Genomic DNA, 22721 nt, shown 5'->3' with positions numbered 1-22721 from the left:
GCGCGATCCGTGTGCGGGCGCCTGTCATGCGGGCGCCGGGCGCGTCAACGGGCTGCTCACAGCCGGGGCTGGGCCGCGTCCGCCAGGGTGCCGCAGAGGGCCGGGGCGGTGCTGTCGGGGGCGTAGGGGTTGGTGCCCGGTGGGGCCGTGTGCGGGGCGCGCTGGCCGGCGAGCAGGGGGTGCAGGCGCGGGGCCGGGTCCAGGGCGCAGGACTGGGGGCCCGCCTGGACGTGGGAGACGACCAGCTCCGCCTGGTGCAGCCGCAGGTCCTCGCGGTCGAAGCGGAACCGCAGCTCGCGGCGGACCGTGAACAGCGACGCCTCCGTGTCCCGGCCCGCGCCGGCCGGGCGGAGCGCGTAGACGACGGTGTGGTCGGTGGTGACCTCCAGGGTCCCGGAGTCGGCCTCGGAGGCCTGGAGGGTGCCGCGTACCCGGATGTGCGGGTCGGCCAGCCGCACGCGGGTGGGGTCGAAGCGGACGAACCATCCGGTGACCGCGTGCCGTCCGTCGGCGGCGGGCCGGTCGATGCTCTCGTCGAACTGCTCCTGCTGGCCGGAGTCGAGCAGCACCCGCACGGCGTGGGTCTCGCGGCCGGTCACCACGGCCGGGTCCAGGGCGGACCGTACGACGTAGTCCCTGGCGGTGAGCAGGGCGGACACCACCTGGTCGCCGGAGAAGTTCGCGGTGCGCCGGGTCGGCGGGAGGGGGACGCCCTCGGCGCCGGCGCGGAAGTGCGCGGCGGGGCTGTGCGCGTACAGCTGGTCGACGTCGCGGGCTCCGGGCACGGCGCCCTCAGGGGCGAGGGGCACCACGGTCATCCGTAAGGGCTCCGCGGGCCGCTCGGCGGCGGGGGTGCGGTAGGGGTGGCGTACGCCCATGTAGACGGCGGTGCCGAAGGCCACGGCGATCAGCAGGACCAGGACGAGGGCCTGCCGGGAGAGGCCGCTGCGGCGGGCCGGCGGGAGCCGGCGCACGGCGGGCGTGTGATCGGTGATGCGCTCCTGCGCGGAGAACTCCTGGAGCCGGGCAGCGCGCACGAAGGTCTCGTCGAAGACGACGGACCGGTACTCGTCGTCGCCGCCTCGGGGGGCTCCCTCGGGCGTCCCCTCGGGCGGGTCCGAAGGCTCTCCCATACCTTCAGGGTAGGTCCGGCGGGGTGCCGGTAAACGCCCGCCGGGGACCCAACTTCTGACAGGTTCTCACCAAGGCGGAGAAGGGGTCACGGCCCGCCGGTGGGGATCACGGGGACGGTCGGCCGGGAGTGGTCGGCCGACGCGGAGGGCGCGGCTCCGGCGTCTGGGCCGACGCCGGTGGTGGCGGGCGGCGGGGCGGGCTCCTGGCGCTGCGCGGACCCACCCCGGTAGACCGCCGAGAAGGCGAGCGCGACCATGCCGATGCCCATCACCAGGGCGAGCATCCAGGCGACCGGCCGGTGCCAGCGCACCTGTCTGCCGTAGGGGGAGCCGTACCCGGCCTCCAGGTCGTCGGCGTCCTCGTCGTCGGGGTCGTGGCCCCCTGCGCGGTAGCCGCCGTAGCCGTCGTGGTGCCGCCGGGAGCGGGCGCGGTGGGCCTCGGCCTCGGAGGCCTCGGCTCTGGCCTGCGCGGCGGCCAGGAGGCGCTCGACGGCGGTCGGCTCGTGCACCGCGGCCGCCTGTACGAAGGCCTCGTCGAAGACCACGGAGGCGAACTCTTCGTCCGACACCCCGCGGTCGTGGTCGTCGTCGGGCTTCCAGCCGTCAGGGAACGGCGTGCCCCCCACGTCCTCCGGCACTCGTCCAGAGTAGACCTGGGGGGTCAATTTGGGCAGACGGTACGGAAATCCGTCCGCCCACCGGACACCGCCCCGTCGAGCCGCCTCCGCGGGGCGCGCCGCTCAGCGCCGGGTGTGGCCGTCGCCGGTGACGATGTACTTCGTGCTGGTCAGCTCGGGCAGGCCCATGGGACCGCGGGCGTGCAGCTTCTGTGTGGAGATGCCGATCTCCGCGCCGAAGCCGAACTGGCCGCCGTCGGTGAACCGGGTGGAGGCGTTCACCGCGACCGTGGTGGAGTCCACCAGCTGGGTGAACCGGCGGGCGGCCTGCTGCGAGCTGGTGACGATGGCCTCGGTGTGGCCGGAGGTCCACAGCCGGATGTGCTCGACCGCCCGGTCCAGGGAGTCGACCACGGCGGCGGCGATGTCGTAGGACAGGTACTCGGTCTCCCAGTCCTCCGTGGTGGCCTCCACGACGGTGGCCCGGGAGTCCTTGGCGTACGCCATCACCCGCTCGTCGGCGTGCACGGTGACCCCGGCGTCGGCGAGGGCGTCCAGCGCGCGTGGCAGGAACTCGGCGGCGATGTCCTGGTGCACCAGCAGCGTCTCGGCGGCGTTGCACACGCCGACGCGTTGCGCCTTGCTGTTGACCAGGATGTCGACGGCCATGTCGAGGTCGGCATGGGCGTCGACGTAGACATGGCAGTTGCCGGTGCCCGTCTCGATGACGGGGACGGTGGACTCCTGCACGACCGTGTTGATCAGTGAGGCGCCGCCGCGCGGGATCAGCACGTCGACCAGGCCGCGGGCGCGCATCAGCTCCCGCACGCTGTCCCGGCTCTCCCCGGGCACCATCTGGACGGCGTCGGCGGGCAGGCCCGCGCCGTGCACGGCGTCGCGCAGCACCCGCACCAGCGCGGTGTTGGAGCGGTAGGCGGAGGAGGAGCCGCGCAGCAGGACCGCGTTGCCCGACTTCAGGCAGAGGGCGGCGGCGTCGACCGTCACGTTGGGCCGGCCCTCGTAGATGATCCCGACGACGCCGAGCGGCACCCGGACCTGGCGCAGGTCGATGCCGTTGGGCAGGGTCGAGCCGCGGACGACCTCGCCGACCGGGTCGGGCAGCGCGGCCACGTCGCGCACGTCGGCGGCGATGGCGCGGACCCGCTCCGGGGTGAGCGTGAGCCGGTCGATCATGCCCTCGCTGATGCCGGCCTCGCGCGCCTTCGCCACGTCCTGGGCGTTGGCCTCGACGATCTCGCTCGTGCGGACCTCCAGCGCGTCCGCGATGGCGAGCAGCGCGTCGTCCTTGGCGGCGCGCGGCAGCGGCGCGAGGGTGGCGGCGGCGCCCTTGGCGCGGTAGGCGGCCTGGCTGACCGGGGACATCGAGTCGAACGGCGAGAGCGTGGTCATGGAGGGAAGCGTAGTGCGCGGGCGGTGCGGCGGAGGCGTTCGTCCCACACCCCGAGACAGGGATATTCACGGTCAAAACGGGTGTGACGGGTGGGACGCGCACGCCACGGGAAGGACGCGGCACTACGGGAAGGGGTGCACCCCGACCGGGGTGGCCGGCACCGGCCCGTGCCCGGCGGCGACGCGGCTGCGGTAGGTGGCCCGGTCGATGACCTCCAGGCCCACGATCTCCCACGGCGGCAGCCCCGCGGTCCTCCGGTGCTCGCCCCACAGGCGCAGCGCCACCGCGGCCGCGTCGTGCAGGTCGCGGGCCTCCTCCCAGTAGCGGATCTCCGCGTGGTCGTCGGCGTAGCGGCTGGTGAGCAGGAACGGATGGTCGTGCGCGAGCTGTTCCAGCGCCCGCCGGACCTCCGCGACCGGCGCGGGCTCGCCGGAGACGCTGAGGGTGACGTGCCACAGGCGGGGCAGGTCGCGCGCCTCGCCGCCCCGGTACCGGTCCCCGGCCGCGACGCTGGTCAGGGCGCGCTCCTCGCCCGCCGCGCGGGAGCCGCGGCCACCGTGAGACACCGTCGTCCCAGGGCGCACTCGTCTCACGACGGCCTCCTTCACACGCGGACCGCCCGCACGCCGGGCGGAATGTGTCCCTGCGACAAAGTGGAGCAGGCCGCCGCGGATCGTGGGGCGGTTTCGCGGAACGTCCACCACCGAGGGCCGACGTTTTGGGGCATTACGGATGCAGGATCACGAGATCGTCCCTGTGTACGACCTCGCGTTCGTACCCGGGGCCGAGCTCCCGCGCGAGTTCGCGGGTGGAGCGGCCCACCAGGAGGGGGATCTCCTTGGCGTCGAAGTTGACGAGCCCGCGGGCCACCGCGCGGCCCTCCCGGTCCCGCAGCTCCACCGGGTCGCCCGCGCCGAAGTCGCCCTCGACGCCGGCGATGCCGGCCGGGAGCAGCGACTTGCGGCCCTCCACGACCGCGCGCACCGCGCCGTCGTCCAGGGTGAGCGAGCCCTGCGGGGTGGAGGCGTGCTGGAGCCACAGCAGCCGGTCGGCGGAGCGGCGTCCGGTGGGGTGGAAGTAGGTGCCGGTGTCGCCGCCGGCGAGCGCCTCGGCCGCGTGGACCGCGCTGGTCAGCACCACCTGGATGCCCGCGGCGGCGGCGATCCGGGCGGCCTCGACCTTGGTGACCATGCCGCCGGTGCCGACGCCCGCCCTGCCGGCGCTGCCGATCTCCACGTGGGCGAGGTCCTCGGGGCCCCTGACCTCGGCTATCCGTGAGGTGCCGGGGCGGGACGGGTCGCCGTCGTAGACGCCGTCCACGTCGGACAGCAGCACCAGCAGGTCGGCGCGGACCAGGTGGGCGACGAGGGCGGCGAGACGGTCGTTGTCGCCGAAGCGGATCTCGTCCGTGGCGACCGTGTCGTTCTCGTTGACGACCGGGAGGGCGCCCATCGCGAGCAGCTTGTCCAGGGTGCGGGAGGCGTTGCGGTGGTGGGCGCGGCGGCTCATGTCGTCGCTGGTCAGCAGCACCTGGCCGACGCGGATGCCGTAGCGGGCGAAGGAGGCGGTGTAGCGGGCGACGAGCAGGCCCTGGCCGACGCTGGCGGCGGCCTGCTGGCGGGCCAGGTCGCGGGGGCGGCGGCGCAGTCCCAGCGGGGCGAGACCGGCGGCGATGGCGCCGGAGGAGACGAGGACGACCTCTCGCTCCCTGCCGCTCCTGGTCTTGGCCAGGACGTCCACGAGCGCGTCCACGCGATCGGCGTCCAGTCCGCCCGCGGCGGTGGTCAGCGACGAGGAGCCGACCTTGACGACGATCCTGCGCGCCTCGCCCACGGTCTGCCGTGCCCCTGCCACCTTGCCGTCGCTCCCTCACGTCGATCGTTCCGCCCGGCAGGCAATCTACGCGAAGCGCGACGAAGGACGCTCGGCGGTCCAGCCTCCGGACACCACGCCGGACACGGCCCGCGGGCCCTCGGGACGCCGTACTCCGTCCGTGCGACCCGGGGCGTGGACACCTGTGCGACGGCACCTGGCCTGCGGCGGCGCTACACGCGCGTGTCGTCTTCCGGCCGACGGCCGTTAACCCCAGCGCACGTCCCTCACGACCCTGGAGTGACCGCAGTGCCCCTACCCACGTCCCGTCGGCGGTTGAGGGCGGGTATCCGCCGGCCCCGCCTTCCGCTGCTCCGCGCGCCCGGCCGCCCCGCGCTCGCCACGCTCCTCACGGCGTCCGTCCTGGCCGGCGCCTACGGGGTGCAGGCCGTGGCGGCGCTGGCCCCGCACGTGCCGCTGCTGCTGGCCGCCACCGCCCTCTCGCTGGCCGTCGAGGGCGTGCTGTACCGCTGGCAGCGTGGGGTGCCCGCGCTGTTCGCCAAGGCGCACGCGGACATCACCGTCCGCCATGTGCTGCGCGACCTGCTGCTGGTGGTGGGCCTGCTGCGGCTCGGCGAGCAGCACCGCGAGACGCAGTACGCGCCGCTGCTCGCCGGTCTGCTGCTGTGCTACGCCCTGCACTGCGCGATCCAGGCGGTGTCCGTGCTGGTGCGCCGCACCCGCACGCTGCCGGTGGTGACCCGCAACGTCGACGCCTCCGCGCTGCGTCTGTCCCCCGCCCCGCCCGCGCTGCTGCGCCGCCCAGGGCACCGGCTGCCGTTGTTCGGGCTGCCCGCGACGGCCGGGCTGACGGCGACGGCGGTGACGGACGACGCGCGGTGCGCGGCGGCCGGGATCGCGGTGTCGCTGGCGCTCGCGCTGGGCGGTCTGGCCGCGCTGTCGCTGCGGCTGCTGCCCGGGAGGCGCCCGGCCGGCGAGCAGGAGGTGCTCGCCTGGTTCGACGCCTGGCTGGCCGAGTACCGGCCCACCGTGGGGCTGTACTTCTCCGGCGGGCCGTCCTCCGTCTACCAGGCGGGGATGTGGCTGGAGCCGCTGGCCCGGCTGGACGGCCGGCCGCTGATCGTGCTGCGCGAGCGGCACATGGTGTCGCGGATCCCGGCGACCGACATCCCGATCGTGTGCCTGCCGAAGGTGCCGACGCTGATGCGGCTGGAGCACTCCACGCTCCAGGTGCTCATCCACCCCTCCAACTCCGGCAAGACCTCGCAGGTGCTGCGCATCCCCACGATCAAGCACGCCTTCGTCAACCACGGGGAGAGCGACAAGCTGTCGTCCTGCAACCCGTACGCGAAGGCGTACGACGAGGTGTGGGTCGCGGGTCCGGCCGCGCGCGAGCGGTACGCGCTGGCCGAGGTCGGGGTCGAGGACAAGGACGTGGTGGAGATCGGCCGCCCGCAGCTCGACGCGGTCCGGCCGTACGCGGGGCCCCCGGCGGGCGCGTACGTCACCGTGCTGTACGCGCCGACCTGGGAGGGCTGGGACGGCAATCCGGGCAACACCTCGGTGATCGCGGCCGGCGAGAACCTGGTGCGGGCGCTGCTCGCGGACCCGGGCGTGCGGCTGCTGTACAAGCCGCACCCGCTGACCGGCTCGGTGGATCCGCGCGCGGGCGCCGCCGACCGCCGCATCCGGGAGCTGATCCGGGCGGCCGGCCGGGCCCGCTCCGGTCCGCGCCCCGCCCCGTCGGAGGAGCTGGCCGCCCGCACGGCCGAGCTGGACCGGCTGACCGCCGCGGAGTTCAGGGAGGGCGCCGACCAGGCGGAGCGGATGCTCGTCCAGTCCGCTCCCCCGGCGGGCCGCGCGAAGGCGGTGGCGCGGGCGACCGAGGCATGGGAGGCGGCCTACTGGGCGTCGCTGCCGGAGTGGGAGCACCAGGTCGTGGTGGACTCCCGTCCCTCGCTGTACTCCTGCTTCGACGTGGCCGACCTGCTGATCAGCGACGTGTCGAGCGTGATCAGCGACTTCCTGGCGAGCGGCAAGCCGTACGCGGTGACGAACACCGGCGGCCTCACCGAGGAGACGTTCCGCGCCCGGTTCCCGACGGTGGCGGCGGCGACCGTCCTCACCCCGGACGCGACGGGGGTGCCGGCCCTGCTGGAGACGGTCCGGCACCCGGAGAAGGACGGTCTGGCCGAAGCGCGCGCGGAGCTGCGCCTGCGCCTGCTGGGCCCGTCCGAGCCCTCGTCCCAGGAACGCTTCGCCGAGGCGGTACGCGCCCTGAGCGCGGCGGCCGCGACGCACAGGGCCCGGATGACCGGCAGGGCGACGGCGGGAGTCCCGGCCCCCCGCCAGGTCCGGCCGACGCCCGCCCGGATCACTCTGCCCGCGCGGGAACGGCCGGAGCAGCTCGCCTGACGACGCGCGGAAGGGCGCTCACGGAGCAGGACGGCGGGTCGCCGCGCGTGGATGCGCGGCGACCCGCCGGGGGTCCGGGCGGTGCCGTCAGGCGCGCTCGAAGGAGCTCGGGTACGGGAAGTACCACTCCAGGAAGTCGTGGACGTAGGAGCGCACGTAGTCGCGGCGCTCGGGGGCCGTGTCCACGTCGTTGAGGCAGAAGAAGTCGTAGCCGCGGCGCGCCTTGAGGGACTCGACGCGCTCCTCCAGGTGGGGCTTGCCGACGTCGACGTAGCGGTACTTGAACTTCGCCGGGACGGCGCGGCCGGTGAGCAGCGCCAGGTGGTGGTGGAAGGAGGTGGCCGGCGACACGTCCTCGATCGACCGGAACCGGGAGCGCATGGTCCGCTCGATCGCCTCCGGGTAGTCCCGCTCCAGGTCGGCCAGCACGTCCCGGCGCTGGGGGTGCGGGGTGTGCAGGAACTTGTGGGTGATGGACACCCCGTAGGTCTCCTCCAGCAGCCGGCGCACGTTCCGCCCGGCGGAGTTGGGGGCGGAGGCCTGCGGGTGCGGGGCGCCGACGCCGATCTGGTACGTGGAGAAGGGCAGCCGGGCGACACCGCTGGCGTGGAAGAAGTGCTGGGGGGTGACGCTGCGGCCGACGAACACGTCGTCGTTGAAGTACAGGTAGTGGTCCGACAGGCCCGGGATGTGGTGCAGCCGTGTCTCGATGGCGTGCGAGTTGAAGACCGGCAGGACGCCCTCGGGGAAGATGTCCTTGTGGTCGACCACGGTCACGCCCGGCGCCTCCGGGTCGAGCCACTGGGGAGTCTGGCCGTCGGTGACGATGTACACGTGCCGCACGAAGCCGGCGTACATCTGGAGCGACCGCAGCGAGTACTTCAGCTCGTCGTGGCTGGTGTAGCGGGACTCGCCTACCTCGCGGGCCGCGATGCCGGCGTCTCCGTCGCCGCGGTACTTCTGGCGTTTGGCCCGCAGTTCGGGGTCCTGGCCGTCGACCCAGGTGTAGACGACGTCGATGGGGAACGTCACGTCCTCCACCGTGGTCACGGTGAACGGCGCGAAGGTGGGGTGGTCGCGACCGGCGACCGTGACCTTCGCGGGCGTCTGCTCCGCGGTCGGCACCACGTCGGCGATGCGGTTGCGGCGCGGCGCCACGAGGGAGTCGGCCAGGACGTCGGCGGAGGCCTGCGGCGACACCCGTGCCAGCTCCGCCTCCGCCTGCGGACCCGCCAGCACCTCGGCGCCGTCCTGCCAGAACTCCACGTCGCAGCCGAGCAGCGGACCGCCCAGGACCTGGCCGGCGGGGCCCAGACGCACCACGCCGAAGCGGATCACCGGGGCCGAGGACAGCGACTTCGGCCAGACCTCGTCCGCGAAGAGCGAGAAGTCCGACACACCCCCGGAGCGGGGACGCGCCGCGAACACGACCGTGCCCGCGTACAGCTCGCGCATCGACCGCAGGAACGCCTCGCGGTCGGCCTCGCGGACGCCCAGGGCCCACGCGGTCCGGGACACACCCGGCACCACGAAGTACGAGATGCCGGCGCGCTCCAGCGCGTCCGCGACCAGTGCCAGGTTGTCCGCCGCGGCGCCGGCCGCCGTGAACCCGTCGACCACCCGCCCCCACAGCGGCTGACCGTCGAACGAGACCTGGCGCACACCCGCGTCGGACCCCAGCAGACCCTGCCGCTGCCGGGCGAGCCGTGCCGCCGAGGCCCGGTCGCGCACCTTGCGGCCGACGCCGAGTCCCCGGCGCGCCAGCCGGCGGATCCGCCGCGAGGCCGGTGCCATCAACGCTTCCCGGAGGAGGTGCTTTCAGGTGCCTTCTCGAAGGAGCTCGGGAAGGGGAAGTACTCCTCCAGGAAGGAGAACATGCGGGCGGTGACCTCTTCGCGCTGCTCCGGCGGCACGTCGACGTCGTTGAGGCAGAAGAAGTCGTAGTTGCGCTTGGCCCGGATGCCCTCGAGACGGCGGTCCGCGTCCTCGCGGCTGATGTTGACGTACCGGAAGCGGAACTTGCCGGGGACGCCCTTGCCGGTGATGTACGCGTGGTTGTAGTGCATCGACGCGGTCATCGCGATGTCGTCGGGCGACCGGAAGCGCGAGCGCATGGTCTGGCCGACCTCCTCGGGGAACATCTCCTCGAGCTCCTGCAGCACCGACCGCACCTGCGGCAGCGGGGTGTGCATGAAGTTGTGCGTGATGAAGCGGTCGTGGGCCTTCATCAGCAGCTGGCGCACGTTCTTGCCGGCCGAGTTGGTCGCGGTCTCGCCGCCGTGCGGCTGGCCGACGCCCACCTTGAGCGGCGAGAACGGGATGCGGGCGATGCCGTTCGCGTAGAAGAAGTGCTGCGGGGTGACGCTGCGGCCGACGAACACGTCGTCGTTGAAGTACAGGTAGTGGTCCGACAGCCCCGGGATGTGGTGCAGCCGAGTCTCGATGGCGTGCGAGTTGAAGACCGGCAGGACGCCCTCGGGGAAGATGTCCTTGTGGTCCACGACCGTGATGCCGGGCGCGTCGGCGTCCAGCCACTCCGGCGTCTGGCCGTCGGTGACGATGTAGATGTGCCGCACGAAGCCGGCGTACATCTCCAGCGAGCGCAGCGAGTACTTCAGCTCGTCGTGGCTGGTGTACCGGGACTCGTTGGTCTCCTTGTCGAGGATCGCCGGGACGCCCTCGCTCTTGTACTTCTGCCGCTTGGCGCGCAGCTCGGGGTCCTCGCCGTCGACCCAGGTGTAGACGACGTCGATGGGGAACGTCACGTCCTCCACCGTGGTCACGGTGAACGGCGCGAACGTCGGGTAGTCGCGGCCCTGCACCGAGATCTTCGCGGACTTCTGCTCGCTGGTCGGCATGACGTCCGATATCCGGTTGCGCCGGGGGGCGACCAGGGAGTCGGCCAGCACGTCGGCGGAGGCCTGCGGCGACACGCGCGCCAGCTCCGCCTCCGCCTGCGGACCCGCCAGCACCTCGGCGCCGTCCTGCCAGAACTCCACGTCGCAGCCGAGCAGCGGGCCGCCCAGGACCTGGCCGGCGGGGCCCAGACGCACCACGCCGAAGCGGATCACCGGGGCCGAGGACAGCGACTTCGGCCAGACCTCGTCCGCGAAGAGCGAGAAGTCCGACACACCGCCGGGACGGGGACGCGCCGCGAACACGACCGTGCCCGCGTACAGCTCGCGCATCGACCGCAGGAACGCCTCACGGTCGGCCTCGCGGACGCCCAGGGCCCACGCGGTCCGGGACACACCCGGCACCACGAAGTAGGAGATCTCCGCGCGCTCCAGCGCGTCGGCGACGAGTGCCAGGTTGTCCGCGGCGGCGCCGGCCGCCGTGAACCCGTCGACCACCCGCCCCCACAGCGGCTCGCCGTCGAACGAGACCTGGCGCACACCCGCGTCGGAGCGCAGCAGGCCCTGCCGCTGCCGCGTGACCCGCAACAACCACGCCCGGCGCTTCTGCGCCTGCATCGCGCTCTTGGTGCGCGACTTCAGACTGCTTCCGATGCGGGTACGCACACTCACTTCAATCCCAAACCTTTCGGCGAGTCCCGACGTGGCCTACATGATGGAGGTGTCAAGACGACCAGCGGCAACGAGCGCTGTACCCCCATACGGCGCCACACGCGGAGCACGCGAGGCTCCTCCAGGGTCAAGCCGCAGGGGGGAAGTTTACAGCAACGGTGTCACATTCCTGTTCGATGACATGCGCCGCCACGACGGGCGGAGTTCACACCTTCGTTGCTTGTGTTTGCGACCGTCAATTCCGGCACTTACATCTCCCGTAAGGGTATTCTTCGGACTTATCCGCCCCTCTTGAGATTCCGACCGTTCCCGGTCACCCGGCGATCATTTTCGTGACGTAGCACACACTCGCGTTTGAGCGCAGAGTGTTCGGGCGAGCATGCAGACTTACGGTCATGCGTGTACCTTCACTCCCCGAAGTCCGCCGCCTCACGGAGAAAGAGCGAGACGCCTGGTGGACCGTTCTCCTGGTCGATCCCGTCGCCACCCCTCTTGTCCGCTGGACCGCCATGTGGACACGGGTGACCCCGAACCAGATCACCTGGGCCGCCCTGGTGCTCGGAATCGGGGCCGCGGCCTGCTTCGCGCAGGGTGACTGGCAGTGGCTCGTGGCCGGAGCCGTCGTCTATCACGTCAGCTTCATCCTGGACTGCATGGACGGGAAGCTCGCCCGTCTGACGGGGAAGGGCTCGGCGTTCGGCGCCTGGCTGGACTACATCTTCGACCGCGTCCGCGTGCTGGTGTGCGCCATCGCCCTGATGGGCGGGCAGTACCAGCGGACGGAGGACGTCACCTACATATGGCTCGCCGTGGCCGTGGTGTTCCTCGACATGCTCCGCTACATGGACGCGCTGGAGATATGGAAGGTCCGCCTCAACATGCGGCGGCGCCAGCGTGAGCGCGCCGAGGAACTGGGCCTGATCGACACCACCCAGGACAACGGCTCGGACGACGAGGCCGACGACACCCCGGTGAAGGGCACCGCCAGGGTCCCCGCCCAGCCGACGGCCGGCGACGCCTCCGCGGCCGCCTCCACGGCGCCGGCCGCTCCCGCGCACGTCGTGCCCCCGGCCAAGACGTTCATCACGCGCCTGCCCGGGTACGTGCCCCTGCGCGATTTCCTCGTCAGCCACCGGATCCGCATCCATCTGTTCAGCGGCATCGAGTTCCAGATGACGATCTTCATCGTCGCACCGCTGCTCAACTCGATCCTCTGGCCGACGGTCGTCGCGGGAGCCCTGCTCCTCGCCTTCGAGGTGCTCGTCGTCTACCGCCTCCTCCTGGCCACCCGCGCCTTCGAGCGCACGATGGCCCGGTACGACCGTCTGGAGGCCGAGATGAGGTCCGAGACGTCCAGCCCGTCGGAGCAGGCCACGCTGGTCTGAGAGGGGGAAGCCCTCCCGGCGGACAGGACCAGCACAGACGTTCCCGGCAGAGAGCGCGTGGACCCCGGCGAACGGGACCCTCCCGGCGCTGTCCGGGACACGGACTTCTCGGTGCCGTTCGGTGCCGGAGGCCGTCCGGTCGCTCGTCAGGAGTTCACGGAGCGGCTGGGCGTGTCCCGGGACGGGGTGACCCTGCCGGGCCGGCCGAGAATGTGGTGATCGTGGATTCCGTGACGGGGGACCTCCTCGACAAGGACACGGAATTCGTCCGGAACATCCACGTGATCTCCTTGGAGCGGCGCGGCAGGAGCCGGATGTCCGGGGCAGACGCGGCTGCTCCGCGAACCGCCTGCGGGCGGTTCCGAGTTACTTGTTACGACAATGCGACAGAAGATGCGACGGTTCGCCACCCGGGCGGAGATACGCTCGAGCGTCCGACTCCGCGTCGAGCACCGGAGCCGGCAGGTCCCGGCAGCGCCCGGCCCCGGACCGTGTCGCAGACTTCTCATGTCTCGCAGACGCTCCCCGAACAAGGAGAACCCCCGAATTGTCCGCCCGCGATCTCGCGTCCCCACCGCGGCCGTCAGCAGATGGTGCCCCGTCCGTCCCCCCCACGCGGGGCGGCTCCCCCGCACCGCCGTCCGGCGGTAGGCCCGCCCAGGCGGCGGGCGGCGCCGGACTGAGGCTGGACATCCAGGGACTGCGCGCCGTCGCGGTCACGCTCGTGGTGGTCGCCCACGCGGGTGTGTCGTCGCTGGCCGGCGGCTTCGTCGGGGTGGACGTCTTCTTCGTCATCTCCGGCTTCCTCATCACCTCGCTGATGCTGCGCGAGTGGAAGCGCGAGGGCAGGATCTCGCTGGGCCGCTTCTACGCCCGCCGGGCCATGCGCCTGCTGCCCGCCTCCACGCTGGTCGTCATGGCGACGCTGGCCGGGTCATGGCTGTTCCTGGGCCCGCTGCGGTTCGCGGACTACGCCAAGGACGCCATCGCCTCCGCCTGGTACGTCGTCAACTTCCGTCTGGCCGAGACGGGCACCGACTACTTCAACACGGACGTGCCGCCGTCGCCGTTCCAGCACTTCTGGTCGCTGGCGGTGGAGGAGCAGTTCTACCTGATCTGGCCCGTCCTGCTGATCGTCGCGCTGAAGATCTTCCGCCGCCGCGCCCTGCTGGCGATCCCGCTGCTGGCCCTCGCCGCCGCGTCGTTCGCCGTGAACCTGCACCTCACCGAGACGTCCCCGTCCTGGGCCTACTTCGGCTCGCAGGGCCGCATCTGGGAGCTGGCGGTGGGCGCCCTGCTGGCGCTGGTGGCGCACCGGCTGAACGACATCCCGCGTGCCGTCGCCGCGGTCCTCAGCTGGGCCGGCCTGGCCGCCATCGCCTACGCGGCGGTGGCCTTCGACGACCACACCGTCTTCCCCGGCCACAACGCCGTGGTCCCCGTGCTCGGCGCGGCCGCCGTGCTGGCCGGCGGTGCGGCGGGCGGCCGGTACGGCGCGGGCCTGGTGCTGTCGCTGCGTCCCGCCGTGTGGGTCGGCGGCGTCTCCTACGCCTGGTACCTGTGGCACTGGCCGCTCATCGTCATCGTGCCCGCGGCCCTGGGCTTCGGCGAGAACGAGGGCCCGCTGCGGCTGATCGCCGCCCTGGGCGGTCTGGTGCTGGCCTGGCTGACGCTGAAGCTGGTCGAGGACCCGATGCGGTTCCACCGGGCGTTCAAGGCGCACGCGGCCCGTGGTCTGTCGCTGGGCCTCGGTCTGTCGGCGGTCGCTGCGGTGGCCGCGCTGGTCGCCGCGCAGTTCCCGCCGAGCCTGTCCTCGGGCGGCGCCCAGCAGAACACCAAGCAGGCGATCGCCCAGGCGCCCGACCCGCAGGCGGCGCTGACCCGGCTGCTGCAGAACCCGGCGGACAAGATGCCGTCCAACCTCTCGCCGAACGTGCACGACGTGGCGTACAAGCGGACGGCGGTCTACAACGACGACTGCGCGCTGACCATGTCGGAGGAGAAGCAGACGCAGCCGTGTCTGTACGGCGACAAGAACGGCGACCGCAGCGTGGTGCTGTTCGGCGACTCGCACGTCGCGCAGTGGTTCCCGGCGTTCGACGCGATCGCCCGCGAGCACGGCTGGAAGCTGTACTCGTTCACCAAGAACGCCTGCAAGGTCTCCCAGATCACCATCGCCTACAACAACGGTCCCTACTCGTCCTGCGACGACTGGCGTGAGGTGACCATCGACAAGATCCGCGCGATGGAGCCCGAACTGGTCGTCACCTCCAGCTCCAACTCCGCGAAGCTGTGGGGTGAGGGTGACACCGCCACCGAGTGGGGCAAGGGCCAGGCCGAGACGTACCGGATCCTCCAGCAGGGCCGCACCCGCGTGCTCACGCTGCTGGACAACCCCTGGCCGAAGAACAACGCGGTGGACTGCGCGGTGGCCAACCCGGACGACCTGTCCGAGTGCGCCAACAAGCTGTCCGAGTCCGACAAGCAGCCCTCGGTGACCAAGGCGATCCGCGAGGCGGCGGCCGCCGAGGACGTGGCGGTCATCGACCCGTCCCCCTGGGTCTGCGCCCCCTCCGGCAACTGCCCGGTCGTGGTGGGCAACACGCTGGTGTACCGGGACTACGGCCACCTGGCGGACGCCTACGTCGAGGCCCTGACCCCGGTGGTGGAGGAGCGGCTGCTGAAGCTCTTCGGGGCGGACCTGAGCCGGACGCCCGGCAACTGAGCCACCGCACGTACGAGGAGGGCCCGTTCCGTTCGGAACGGGCCCTCCTCGTACGTGCGGTGCGCGCGGTGCGCCGTGCGGACTAGAACGGCTCGAAGCCGTCGAACTCCCGCTCCGCCTCGTCGCGCTGGGCGTCGCGGTCACGGCGGCGCTGGGCGGCCGGACGGGGCGCCTCGAAGCGGTGGTCCTCACCGCGGCGGCCGAGCATCTCCGCACCGGCGCTGACGGACGGCTCCCAGTCGAAGACCACGGCATTGTCCTCGGGGCCGATGGCGACGGCGTCGCCGCCGCGGGCGCCCGCCTTCATCAGCTGCTCCTCGACGCCGAGGCGGTTGAGCCGGTCGGCGAGGTAGCCGACGGCCTCGTCGTTGTTGAAGTCGGTCTGCCGCACCCAGCGTTCGGGCTTCTCGCCGCGCACCCGGAACACCAGCTCGCCGCCGGCCTCCTCGCGGGTGACGGTGAACCCGGTGTCGTCGACCGCCTTGGGACGGATGACGATGCGGGTCGCCTCCTCCTTCGGCCGGGCCGCGCGCGCCTTGGCCACCAGGTCGGCGAGCGCGAAGGACAGCTCGCGCAGACCGGTGTGGGCCACGGCGGACACCTCGAAGACGCGGTAGCCGCGCTCCTCCAGGTCCGGGCGGACCATGTCGGCGAGGTCCTTGCCGTCGGGCACGTCGATCTTGTTGAGGACGACGAGCCGCGGCCGGTTGTCCAGGCCGCCGTACTGGCGCAGCTCCTCCTCGATGACGTCGAGGTCGGAGACGGGGTCGCGGTCGGACTCCAGGGTGGCGGTGTCCAGCACGTGCACCAGGACGCTGCACCGCTCGACGTGGCGCAGGAACTCCAGGCCGAGGCCCTTGCCCTGGCTGGCGCCGGGGATCAGGCCGGGGACGTCGGCGATGGTGTAGACGGTCGAACCGGCGGTGACCACGCCGAGGTTCGGCACCAGCGTGGTGAAGGGGTAGTCGGCGATCTTCGGCTTGGCGGCGCTGAGCACGGAGATCAGCGACGACTTGCCGGCGCTGGGGTAGCCCACGAGGGCCACGTCGGCGACGGTCTTGAGCTCCAGCACGACGTCACGCAGGTCGCCCGGCTCGCCGAGCAGCGCGAACCCGGGGGCCTTGCGGCGCGCCGAGGCGAGGGCGGCGTTGCCGAGCCCGCCGCGGCCGCCCTGGGCGGCGACGTAGGAGGTGCCGTGGCCGACGAGGTCGGCGAGCACGTTGCCCGCCTTGTCGAGCACCACGGTGCCGTCCGGCACGGGCAGGACCAGGTCCTGGCCGTCCTTGCCGGAGCGGTTGCCGCCCTCGCCGGGCTTGCCGTTGGTGGCCTTGCGGTGCGGCGAGTGGTGGTAGTCGAGCAGGGTGGTCACGGACTGGTCGACGGTCAGGATGACATCGCCGCCGCGTCCGCCGTTGCCCCCGTCGGGGCCGCCGAGCGGCTTGAACTTCTCGCGATGGACGGAGGCACAGCCGTGACCTCCGTTACCCGCGGCGACATGCAGCTCGACGCGGTCCACGAAGGTGGTCATGGAATGTGCCTCCAGTTACTACGGGGTTGTCTCTTGGGTAACACGCGAAAGGCGGACCCGCTTCCCGTCGGGGAAGTGAGGTCCGCCTCGCGAAAGTGTCCGATCAGGCGACCGGGACGATGTTCACGACCTTGCGGCCACGGCTGGTGCCGAACTGCACCGAACCGGCCTGCAGCGCGAACAGCGTGTCGTCGCCGCCACGGCCGACGCCGGCGCCCGGGTGGAAGTGGGTGCCGCGCTGGCGGACCAGGATCTCGCCCGCGTTCACGACCTGACCGCCGAAGCGCTTCACGCCGAGGCGCTGAGCGTTGGAGTCACGACCGTTGCGGGTGGACGATGCGCCCTTCTTGTGTGCCATCTCTCCTCAGTCCCTTACTTCGCAGCCGCGGGGATCTCAGTGACCTTGATCGCCGTGTACTGCTGGCGGTGGCCCTGACGACGGCGGTAGCCGGTCTTGTTCTTGTAGCGCAGAATGTCGATCTTCTGGCCCTTGTGGTGGTCCACGACCTCGGCCTGGACCTTGATCCCGGCCAGCACCCACGGGTCGCTGGTCACGGAGTCGCCGTCGACGACGAGCAGGGTCGAGAGCTCGACCGTGTCGCCGACCTTGGCGGTGGAAATCTTGTCAACCTCGACGATGTCGCCGACAGCAACCTTGTGCTGGCGACCACCGCTGCGCACGATGGCGTACACGCGGATCTCACTCTCACTCGAAGAACGGCACCCCCGCAGGCCAGTCGCCCACGCACATACGCGGACGACCTCTCCCGGTCGCGGCCCGCGTCCGGGAGGAAGAGGTTTACGGGGATGTGGCGGTCCCGATGGACACGCCGACGGTCAAGGTTACGGGGCCGGAGCCACGGGGGTCAAACCGGACCCCTCTGCGCCTGTGCCGCTCAGTGACCGGCGACGATCTCCCGTCCGCGGGCGAGGTCGTCGTGGTTGTCGATCTCGACCCACCGGACGTCGCCGATCGGCGCCACGTCGATCCGGAAGCCCCGGTTCACCAGCTCCTGGTAACCGTCCTCGTAGTACAGCTGCGGATCCCGCTCGAACGTCGCCTTCAGCGCGTCCGCCAGCGCCTGCGCGGCCCCGCCCTCGATCAGCGTCACACCGATGTACTCGCCGGTCGCCTCGGCCGGGTCCATCAGCTTCGTGATCCGCCGCACCCCCTTCCCGGGGTCGACGACGACCTTCATCTCCTCGTCGGCGAGCTTCTTCACCGTGTCCAGCGCCAGGATGATCTGCTTGCCGTCACCCCGCGCGTCCAGCAGCGTCCGCTCCACCGACACCGGGTGCACCGTGTCGCCGTTGGCGAGGATCACACCGTCCTTCAGGGCGTCCCGCGCGCACCACAGCGAGTAGGCGTTGTTCCACTCCTCCGCCTTGTCGTTGTCGATGAGCGTCAGCTTCAGCCCGTACTTCGCCTCCAGCGCCGCCTGCCGCTCGTACACCGCCTCCTTGCGGTAGCCGACCACGACACCGACCTCGGTCAGACCGATCTCCGCGAAGTTGCCGAGCGTCAGGTCCAGGACGGTCGCGGCGTCCGGGTCGCCCTCCGCGCCCACCGGCACCAGGGCCTTGGGGAGCGTGTCGGTGTACGGACGCAGACGCCGGCCGGCGCCGGCCGCGAGCACGAGGCCTATCATCGCGGTCGTTCTCCTTCGGGGACGGAAAAAAGCGTGTGGCCCTGCCCCGCAGGGGACAGGACCACACAGCGTAGACGCTGGTCAGCTCTCGTCGGCCGCGGCCGTGACGGAGGAGGGCGCCTGCTGCTCGGCAGCGGCCGTCTTCTTCGTCGTGGCCTTCTTCGCCGTCGACTTCTTGGCGGTGGTCTTCTTCGCCGCCGTCGTCGTCTTCTTGGCCGCCGTCTTCTTGGCCGTCGTCGTCTTCTTCGTCGCGGCCTTCTTCGCCGTGGCCTTCTTGGCCGTCTTGCGGGCGGCCTTCTTGGCCGGAGCGGCCTCCTCGGCGCCCTCGGCGCCCTCGGCACCCTCGACGGGCTCGGCGGCCCGGACGGCCTCCGGCTCGGCGGCGGGCTCCTCGGCGGGCTTCTGCTCGTCCGCCGGGGCGGACGGCAGGACCACGACGGCCGTGTCCTCGGACGCGGTCGCGGTGCTCGGCTTGCGCACCGCACGACGCCGCGGACGGGCCGGGGCGGGCGCCTCGGGCGCGGCCTCCGGGGCCGGGGCCTCCGCCGGGGTCTCCTCGGCCTTCGGCGTCTCCTCCGTCCTCGCGGACTCGGCGACGGTCACCACCGCGGCCTCGGCACCCGCCGGGGAACCGGCCGGCGCGGACACCTTGCGGGTGGCCCGGCGGCGGGTACGGCCCTGGGGAGCGGCCTCCTCGGCCGGCGGCACCACGGCGTCCTCGGCGGCGGCCGGCTCGGCCAGCGCCTCGGCGGCCGACTCCGGCTGCACGGGACGCCGCGCCTCCTCGGCGGCCGTCACGTCCTGCGCCGTGGGGACGGTCTGCGTCTCCTCGGCGGCGGGCGCCTCCTCGGCGCGCTCCTCGGCCTGCTTGCGGCCGCCCTTGGCGGTCTCACGCTGCGGGGAGCCCGCGGGCGCGGAGGCCCGACGGCTCGCCCGGCGGCGCGTACGGCCCCGGGAGGCGGCGGCCTCCGCCTCGGCGGCGCTGCTGTACAGCTCCTCGTCCGGGGTGAACTCGGGAGCCGGCAGCGCGGCCGGCTCGGCCACCTCGGCGGCGACCTCGGCCGGCGTCTCCGACTCGGCCTCGGCCTCCTGCTCGGGCGTCTCCACGGCCGCCTCGTGCTCGTGCGGCTGGTCCGCCGCGCCGGCCCGGGCCCGCTTGCGGCGCTTGCCGCCGCCGGAGGAGGACGGCTGGTCGAGGTGGACGATGACACCGCGGCCGTTGCAGTGGACGCAGGTCTCGGAGAACGACTCCAGCAGGCCCTGGCCGACCCGCTTACGGGTCATCTGGACCAGGCCCAGCGAGGTCACCTCGGCGACCTGGTGCTTGGTCCGGTCCCGGCCCAGGCACTCCAGCAGACGGCGCAGCACCAGGTCCCGGTTGGACTCCAGCACCATGTCGATGAAGTCGATGACGATGATGCCGCCGAGGTCGCGCAGCCGCAGCTGGCGCACGATCTCCTCGGCCGCCTCCAGGTTGTTCCTGGTGACCGTCTCCTCGAGGTTGCCGCCCTGGCCGGTGAACTTACCGGTGTTGACGTCGATGACGACCATCGCCTCGGTCCGGTCGATCACCAGCGAACCGCCGCTGGGCAGCCAGACCTTGCGGTCCAGCGCCTTGGCGAGCTGCTCGTCGATCCGGTACGTGGCGAAGACGTCGACCTCGCTGGTCCACCGCTGCAGGCGGTCGGCCAGGTCGGGCGCGACGTGGGAGACGTAGCCGTGGATGGTCTCCCAGGCCTCGTCACCGCTGACGACGACCTTGGAGAAGTCCTCGTTGAAGATGTCCCGGACGACCCGGACGGTCATGTCCGGCTCGCCGTACAGCAGCGTCGGAGCGGTGCCGCCGTTCTTGGACTTCTTCTTGATCTCCTCCCACTGCGCCTGGAGCCGCTCGACGTCACGGCGCAGCTCGTCCTCGCTCGCGCCCTCGGCGGCGGTGCGCACGATGACGCCCGCGTCCTCGGGGACGATCTTCTTGAGGATGGTCTTCAGCCGGGCCCGCTCGGTGTCGGGCAGCTTGCGGCTGATGCCGGTCATCGAGCCCTCGGGCACGTACACGAGGTAGCGGCCCGGGAGGGAGACCTGGCTGGTGAGGCGGGCGCCCTTGTGGCCGATCGGGTCCTTGGTGACCTGGACCAGCACCGGCTGTCCGGACTTCAGCGCGGACTCGATGCGGCGCGGACCGCCGGACATGCCGAGCGCGTCGAAGTTGACCTCGCCGGCGTAGAGCACGGCGTTGCGGCCCTTGCCGATGTCGATGAAGGCGGCCTCCATGGACGGCAGCACGTTCTGCACCTTGCCCAGGTACACGTTGCCGACGTACGAGGTGGCCTGCTCCTTGTTGACGTAGTGCTCGACGAGCACGCCGTCCTCGAGCACGCCGATCTGCGTGCGGTCGCCGTGCTGGCGGACCACCATGACGCGCTCGACGGCTTCGCGGCGGGCCAGGAACTCGGCCTCGGTGATGATCGGCACGCGCCGGCGGCCCTGCTCGCGGCCCTCGCGGCGGCGCTGCTTCTTGGCCTCCAGGCGGGTGGAGCCCTTGATGGACTGCACCTCGTCGGACGGCTCGGCACCCTTTTCCCGCAGGGGGCGGGGCTCGCGGACCTTGACGACGGTGCGCTCGGGGTCGTCGGCGGACGGCTCGGGCTCCCCTCCGCTGTCCCCGGCGCGGCGACGGCGGCGACGACGGCGACGGCTGCTGCTGGAGCCGCCGTTGTCCTCGCGCTCCTCGCGCTCGCGCTCCTCGGCGTCCTCGTCGCTCTGCCCGTCGGTGTCCTCGGCGTCCTGCTCGGACTGCTCGGTCCCGGCCCGCCCGGCGGCTTCGGTGTCGCCGTCCTGCTGCTCGCCGCTGTCGGCGTCGGCGGACTCGCCACGGCGACGGCGACGGCCGCCGCGGCGACGGCGGCGGCGCGAACCGGACGACTCGTGGTCGTCGTGGTCGTCGCCCTCGTCCGTGTCGTCGCCCTCGTCGCTCTCGGCGCCGTCGGTCCGGTCGTCGGTCTGCTCGGCCGTGTCCTCGGCCTCGGGGGTCTCCTCGGCTGCCGGGGCGGCGGCCTCGGGGTCGTCGGAGGCGCCCTTGCGGCGACGGCGACGGCGGGAGGCGGCGGGCTGCTCCTCCGGGAGCTCCTCGGTCTCCTCCTCCGGCTCCGCGGCCTCGGCCAGTCCGGCGGCGGCCTCGGCGGCCGCCCGCTCCGGGGTCTGGAAGCGGGGCTCGGTGAACACCGGCGGCTGGAACACGGCGACGGCGGGACGCGCGGGACGACGCGGGGCGTCCTCCGTGTCCTCGGCATCGGCGCCGCGGGCGGGGCGCGCGGGCTCGGCGAAGCCGGCGGCGGCCTTGCGGACGACGCGCCGACGGCGGCGCGGGCCGCTCTCCTCGGCGGGGGCCTGCGCGGCGGGCGCCTCGGCGGGGGTCTCGTCCTGCTTGTCGTTCTCCGTCACCGGGGCCTCCTCGGCGGTCGGGGCGGCCTGCTCGGTCCCGTCGTCGCCCTGTGCGGCGACGGCCTCGGCCGTCGCGTCGGCGGCGGGAGCACCGGCGGGCGCGGACGCGCGCCGAGAGGCACGGCGGCGGGTGCGGCGCGGGGCGGCGTCCTCGGTGACGTCGGCGGCGGGCTCGGGGGCCGTCCCGGCGGCGGCCGGGGCGGTCTCTTCCGCTGCGGGCTCCTCCGCCTCGGGCTCGGCGGGCGTCTCGGCCGCGGTCTCGGCCGCCGGGGCGGTCACGGTGCGCGTGGCGCGGCGCCGGGTGCGGCGCGGAGCGGCGTCCTGCGTGGCGTCGGCGGCCGGCTCGGTCGGGGTGTCGGTGGTCTCGGGGGCCGCGGCGGTCTCGTCGGCGGCCGGGGTCTCGGCGGCAGGCGCCGGGGCGGTCACGGTGCGCGTGGCGCGGCGCCGGGTGCGGCGCGGAGCGGCGTCCTCCGTGGCGTCGGCGGCCGGCTCGGGCGCCGGGGCGGCGGCCTCGGACGCGGGCTGCGCGGCGGGTACGACGGTCTCGGCGGCCTCCGCGGACGCCGGTGCTCCGGCGGGGGCGGCCGCGCGGCGGACCACACGGCGACGCCGGGGCGCGGGGGCCCCGGTCTCCTGCTGGGTGTCGGTCACGCTCTCGGCGGGCCGGGGCGTCTCGGCCGGTTCGGCGGTCGCCTTCGCGGCAGGCACGGCCGGCGTGACGGTCTCCGCGGTGCTGCCTTCGGCGGCGGCGGGCGGACCCGCCGGGCGGGACGCGGCCCTGCGTCGCCGGCGGGGCGGCAGGGTGTCGCTGGGGGTGTTCGGTTCGGAGCCCTCGGTGGGCTCGGTCGGTTCGAGCATGCGGGCGTTTCTCCCGTCAGGCTCCCGGGCGCCGCGCCTGGTCCGGCGATGCCGGTGACGTCCGCGGCCCGCGCGATGCGCGGTGGCCGCCGTCCGGGGCGCGGGCGCCGCTCGGAAGCTCTCTGTGTCCTGTCTCGCCGGTTCCGTACGCCGAATGCGTACGGCCTGGCGAAAGTCTTCTGGTCGGTGCGCTGCC

15 protein-coding genes are annotated in these 22721 nt (G+C 72.9%); 3 read left to right on the top strand and 12 right to left on the bottom strand.

Annotated features, from left to right (window positions below; translation table 11 throughout):
• Window positions 1–56: 56 nt before the first annotated feature.
• The 5 genes from ELQ39_RS21455 to proB form a co-directional block, all read right to left on the bottom strand.
• Window positions 57–1133, bottom strand: coding sequence for an SCO2583 family membrane protein (locus tag ELQ39_RS21455; RefSeq protein ID WP_190000599.1), 1077 nt, complete (start codon window positions 1131–1133; stop codon window positions 57–59).
• Window positions 1134–1219: 86 nt separating this feature from the next.
• Complete coding sequence (locus ELQ39_RS21450; protein ID WP_443334347.1) at window positions 1220–1771, bottom strand: SCO2584 family spore wall biosynthesis protein; 552 nt, start codon at window positions 1769–1771, stop codon at window positions 1220–1222.
• A 102-nt stretch (window positions 1772–1873) separates the two neighbouring features.
• Complete coding sequence (locus tag ELQ39_RS21445) at window positions 1874–3160, bottom strand: glutamate-5-semialdehyde dehydrogenase (RefSeq protein WP_190000601.1); 1287 nt, start codon at window positions 3158–3160, stop codon at window positions 1874–1876.
• Between the two features lie 123 nt (window positions 3161–3283).
• Window positions 3284–3754: a hypothetical protein gene (locus tag ELQ39_RS21440; protein WP_225629424.1), complete on the bottom strand. Its 471-nt coding sequence runs from the start codon at window positions 3752–3754 to the stop codon at window positions 3284–3286.
• Window positions 3755–3887: 133 nt separating this feature from the next.
• Window positions 3888–5015 (bottom strand): glutamate 5-kinase, encoded by a 1128-nt coding sequence (gene proB / locus ELQ39_RS21435; RefSeq protein WP_242593465.1) that lies wholly within the window; start codon window positions 5013–5015, stop codon window positions 3888–3890.
• A 294-nt stretch (window positions 5016–5309) separates the two neighbouring features.
• Between proB and ELQ39_RS21430 the strand changes: the two genes are divergently transcribed.
• On the top strand, window positions 5310–7409 hold the full coding sequence (locus ELQ39_RS21430; RefSeq protein WP_391664765.1) for a hypothetical protein: 2100 nt from the start codon (window positions 5310–5312) through the stop codon (window positions 7407–7409).
• Window positions 7410–7496: 87 nt separating this feature from the next.
• Here the strand turns inward: ELQ39_RS21430 and ELQ39_RS21425 are convergent, their stop codons facing one another.
• Together ELQ39_RS21425 and ELQ39_RS21420 are read right to left on the bottom strand one after the other, a co-directional pair.
• Window positions 7497–9203 carry a stealth conserved region 3 domain-containing protein gene (locus tag ELQ39_RS21425; protein WP_242593462.1) on the bottom strand — a complete coding sequence of 569 codons (1707 nt, stop codon included), beginning with the start codon at window positions 9201–9203 and terminating at the stop codon, window positions 7497–7499.
• Window positions 9203–10882, bottom strand: coding sequence for a stealth family protein (locus ELQ39_RS21420; protein ID WP_277995240.1), 1680 nt, complete (start codon window positions 10880–10882; stop codon window positions 9203–9205). The genes ELQ39_RS21425 and ELQ39_RS21420 overlap by 1 nt, the downstream gene beginning before the upstream one ends.
• A 449-nt stretch (window positions 10883–11331) precedes the next feature.
• On the opposite strand from ELQ39_RS21420, the gene ELQ39_RS21415 reads away from it, so the two are divergent.
• Together ELQ39_RS21415 and ELQ39_RS21410 are read left to right on the top strand one after the other, a co-directional pair.
• On the top strand, window positions 11332–12321 hold the full coding sequence (locus tag ELQ39_RS21415) for a CDP-alcohol phosphatidyltransferase family protein (RefSeq protein ID WP_225629427.1): 990 nt from the start codon (window positions 11332–11334) through the stop codon (window positions 12319–12321).
• 547 nt (window positions 12322–12868) lie between these two features.
• The gene (locus ELQ39_RS21410; RefSeq protein WP_190000606.1) at window positions 12869–15046 is read left to right on the top strand and encodes an acyltransferase family protein; all 2178 of its coding nucleotides are present in this window, start codon (window positions 12869–12871) and stop codon (window positions 15044–15046) included.
• An 82-nt stretch (window positions 15047–15128) separates the two neighbouring features.
• On the opposite strand, the gene obgE is transcribed toward ELQ39_RS21410, so the two are convergent.
• From obgE to ELQ39_RS21385, 5 genes are all read right to left on the bottom strand, one after another.
• Window positions 15129–16574, bottom strand: coding sequence for a GTPase ObgE (gene obgE, locus ELQ39_RS21405; RefSeq protein WP_190000607.1), 1446 nt, complete (start codon window positions 16572–16574; stop codon window positions 15129–15131).
• 103 nt (window positions 16575–16677) lie between these two features.
• A complete protein-coding gene (gene rpmA / locus ELQ39_RS21400) occupies window positions 16678–16932 on the bottom strand; it encodes a 50S ribosomal protein L27 (protein ID WP_006132816.1) in 255 nt (84 codons plus the stop codon).
• Window positions 16933–16946: 14 nt separating this feature from the next.
• Entirely contained in the window at window positions 16947–17267 is a 321-nt protein-coding gene (gene rplU / locus ELQ39_RS21395; RefSeq protein ID WP_006132815.1) for a 50S ribosomal protein L21, read from the bottom strand.
• A gap of 203 nt (window positions 17268–17470) precedes the next feature.
• Entirely contained in the window at window positions 17471–18223 is a 753-nt protein-coding gene (locus ELQ39_RS21390; protein WP_225644988.1) for a phosphocholine cytidylyltransferase family protein, read from the bottom strand.
• 81 nt (window positions 18224–18304) lie between these two features.
• Window positions 18305–22525 (bottom strand): Rne/Rng family ribonuclease, encoded by a 4221-nt coding sequence (locus tag ELQ39_RS21385; RefSeq protein ID WP_242593460.1) that lies wholly within the window; start codon window positions 22523–22525, stop codon window positions 18305–18307.
• Window positions 22526–22721 lie beyond the last annotated feature (196 nt).

This window comes from Streptomyces sp. GB4-14, from assembly GCF_022696125.1.
Lineage (GTDB): Bacteria > Actinomycetota > Actinomycetes > Streptomycetales > Streptomycetaceae > Streptomyces > Streptomyces werraensis.
Note: the sequence above shows the minus strand (reverse complement) of the source record. Positions and strands in the feature narration are given on the sequence as shown.

What these genes read in the sequence shown, in the direction of transcription:
- ELQ39_RS21455 (WP_190000599.1), bottom strand. Translation starts at nt 1,133, where the DNA reads ATGGGAGAGCCTTCGGACCCGCCCGAGGGGACGCCCGAGGGAGCCCCC.
- ELQ39_RS21445 (WP_190000601.1), bottom strand. Translation starts at nt 3,160, where the DNA reads ATGACCACGCTCTCGCCGTTCGACTCGATGTCCCCGGTCAGCCAGGCC.
- ELQ39_RS21425 (WP_242593462.1), bottom strand. Translation starts at nt 9,203, where the DNA reads ATGGCACCGGCCTCGCGGCGGATCCGCCGGCTGGCGCGCCGGGGACTC.
- ELQ39_RS21420 (WP_277995240.1), bottom strand. Translation starts at nt 10,882, where the DNA reads ATGCAGGCGCAGAAGCGCCGGGCGTGGTTGTTGCGGGTCACGCGGCAG.
- ELQ39_RS21415 (WP_225629427.1), top strand. Translation starts at nt 11,332, where the DNA reads ATGCGTGTACCTTCACTCCCCGAAGTCCGCCGCCTCACGGAGAAAGAG.
- obgE (WP_190000607.1), bottom strand. Translation starts at nt 16,574, where the DNA reads ATGACCACCTTCGTGGACCGCGTCGAGCTGCATGTCGCCGCGGGTAAC.
- rpmA (WP_006132816.1), bottom strand. Translation starts at nt 16,932, where the DNA reads ATGGCACACAAGAAGGGCGCATCGTCCACCCGCAACGGTCGTGACTCC.
- ELQ39_RS21390 (WP_225644988.1), bottom strand. Translation starts at nt 18,223, where the DNA reads ATGATAGGCCTCGTGCTCGCGGCCGGCGCCGGCCGGCGTCTGCGTCCG.
- ELQ39_RS21385 (WP_242593460.1), bottom strand. Translation starts at nt 22,525, where the DNA reads ATGCTCGAACCGACCGAGCCCACCGAGGGCTCCGAACCGAACACCCCC.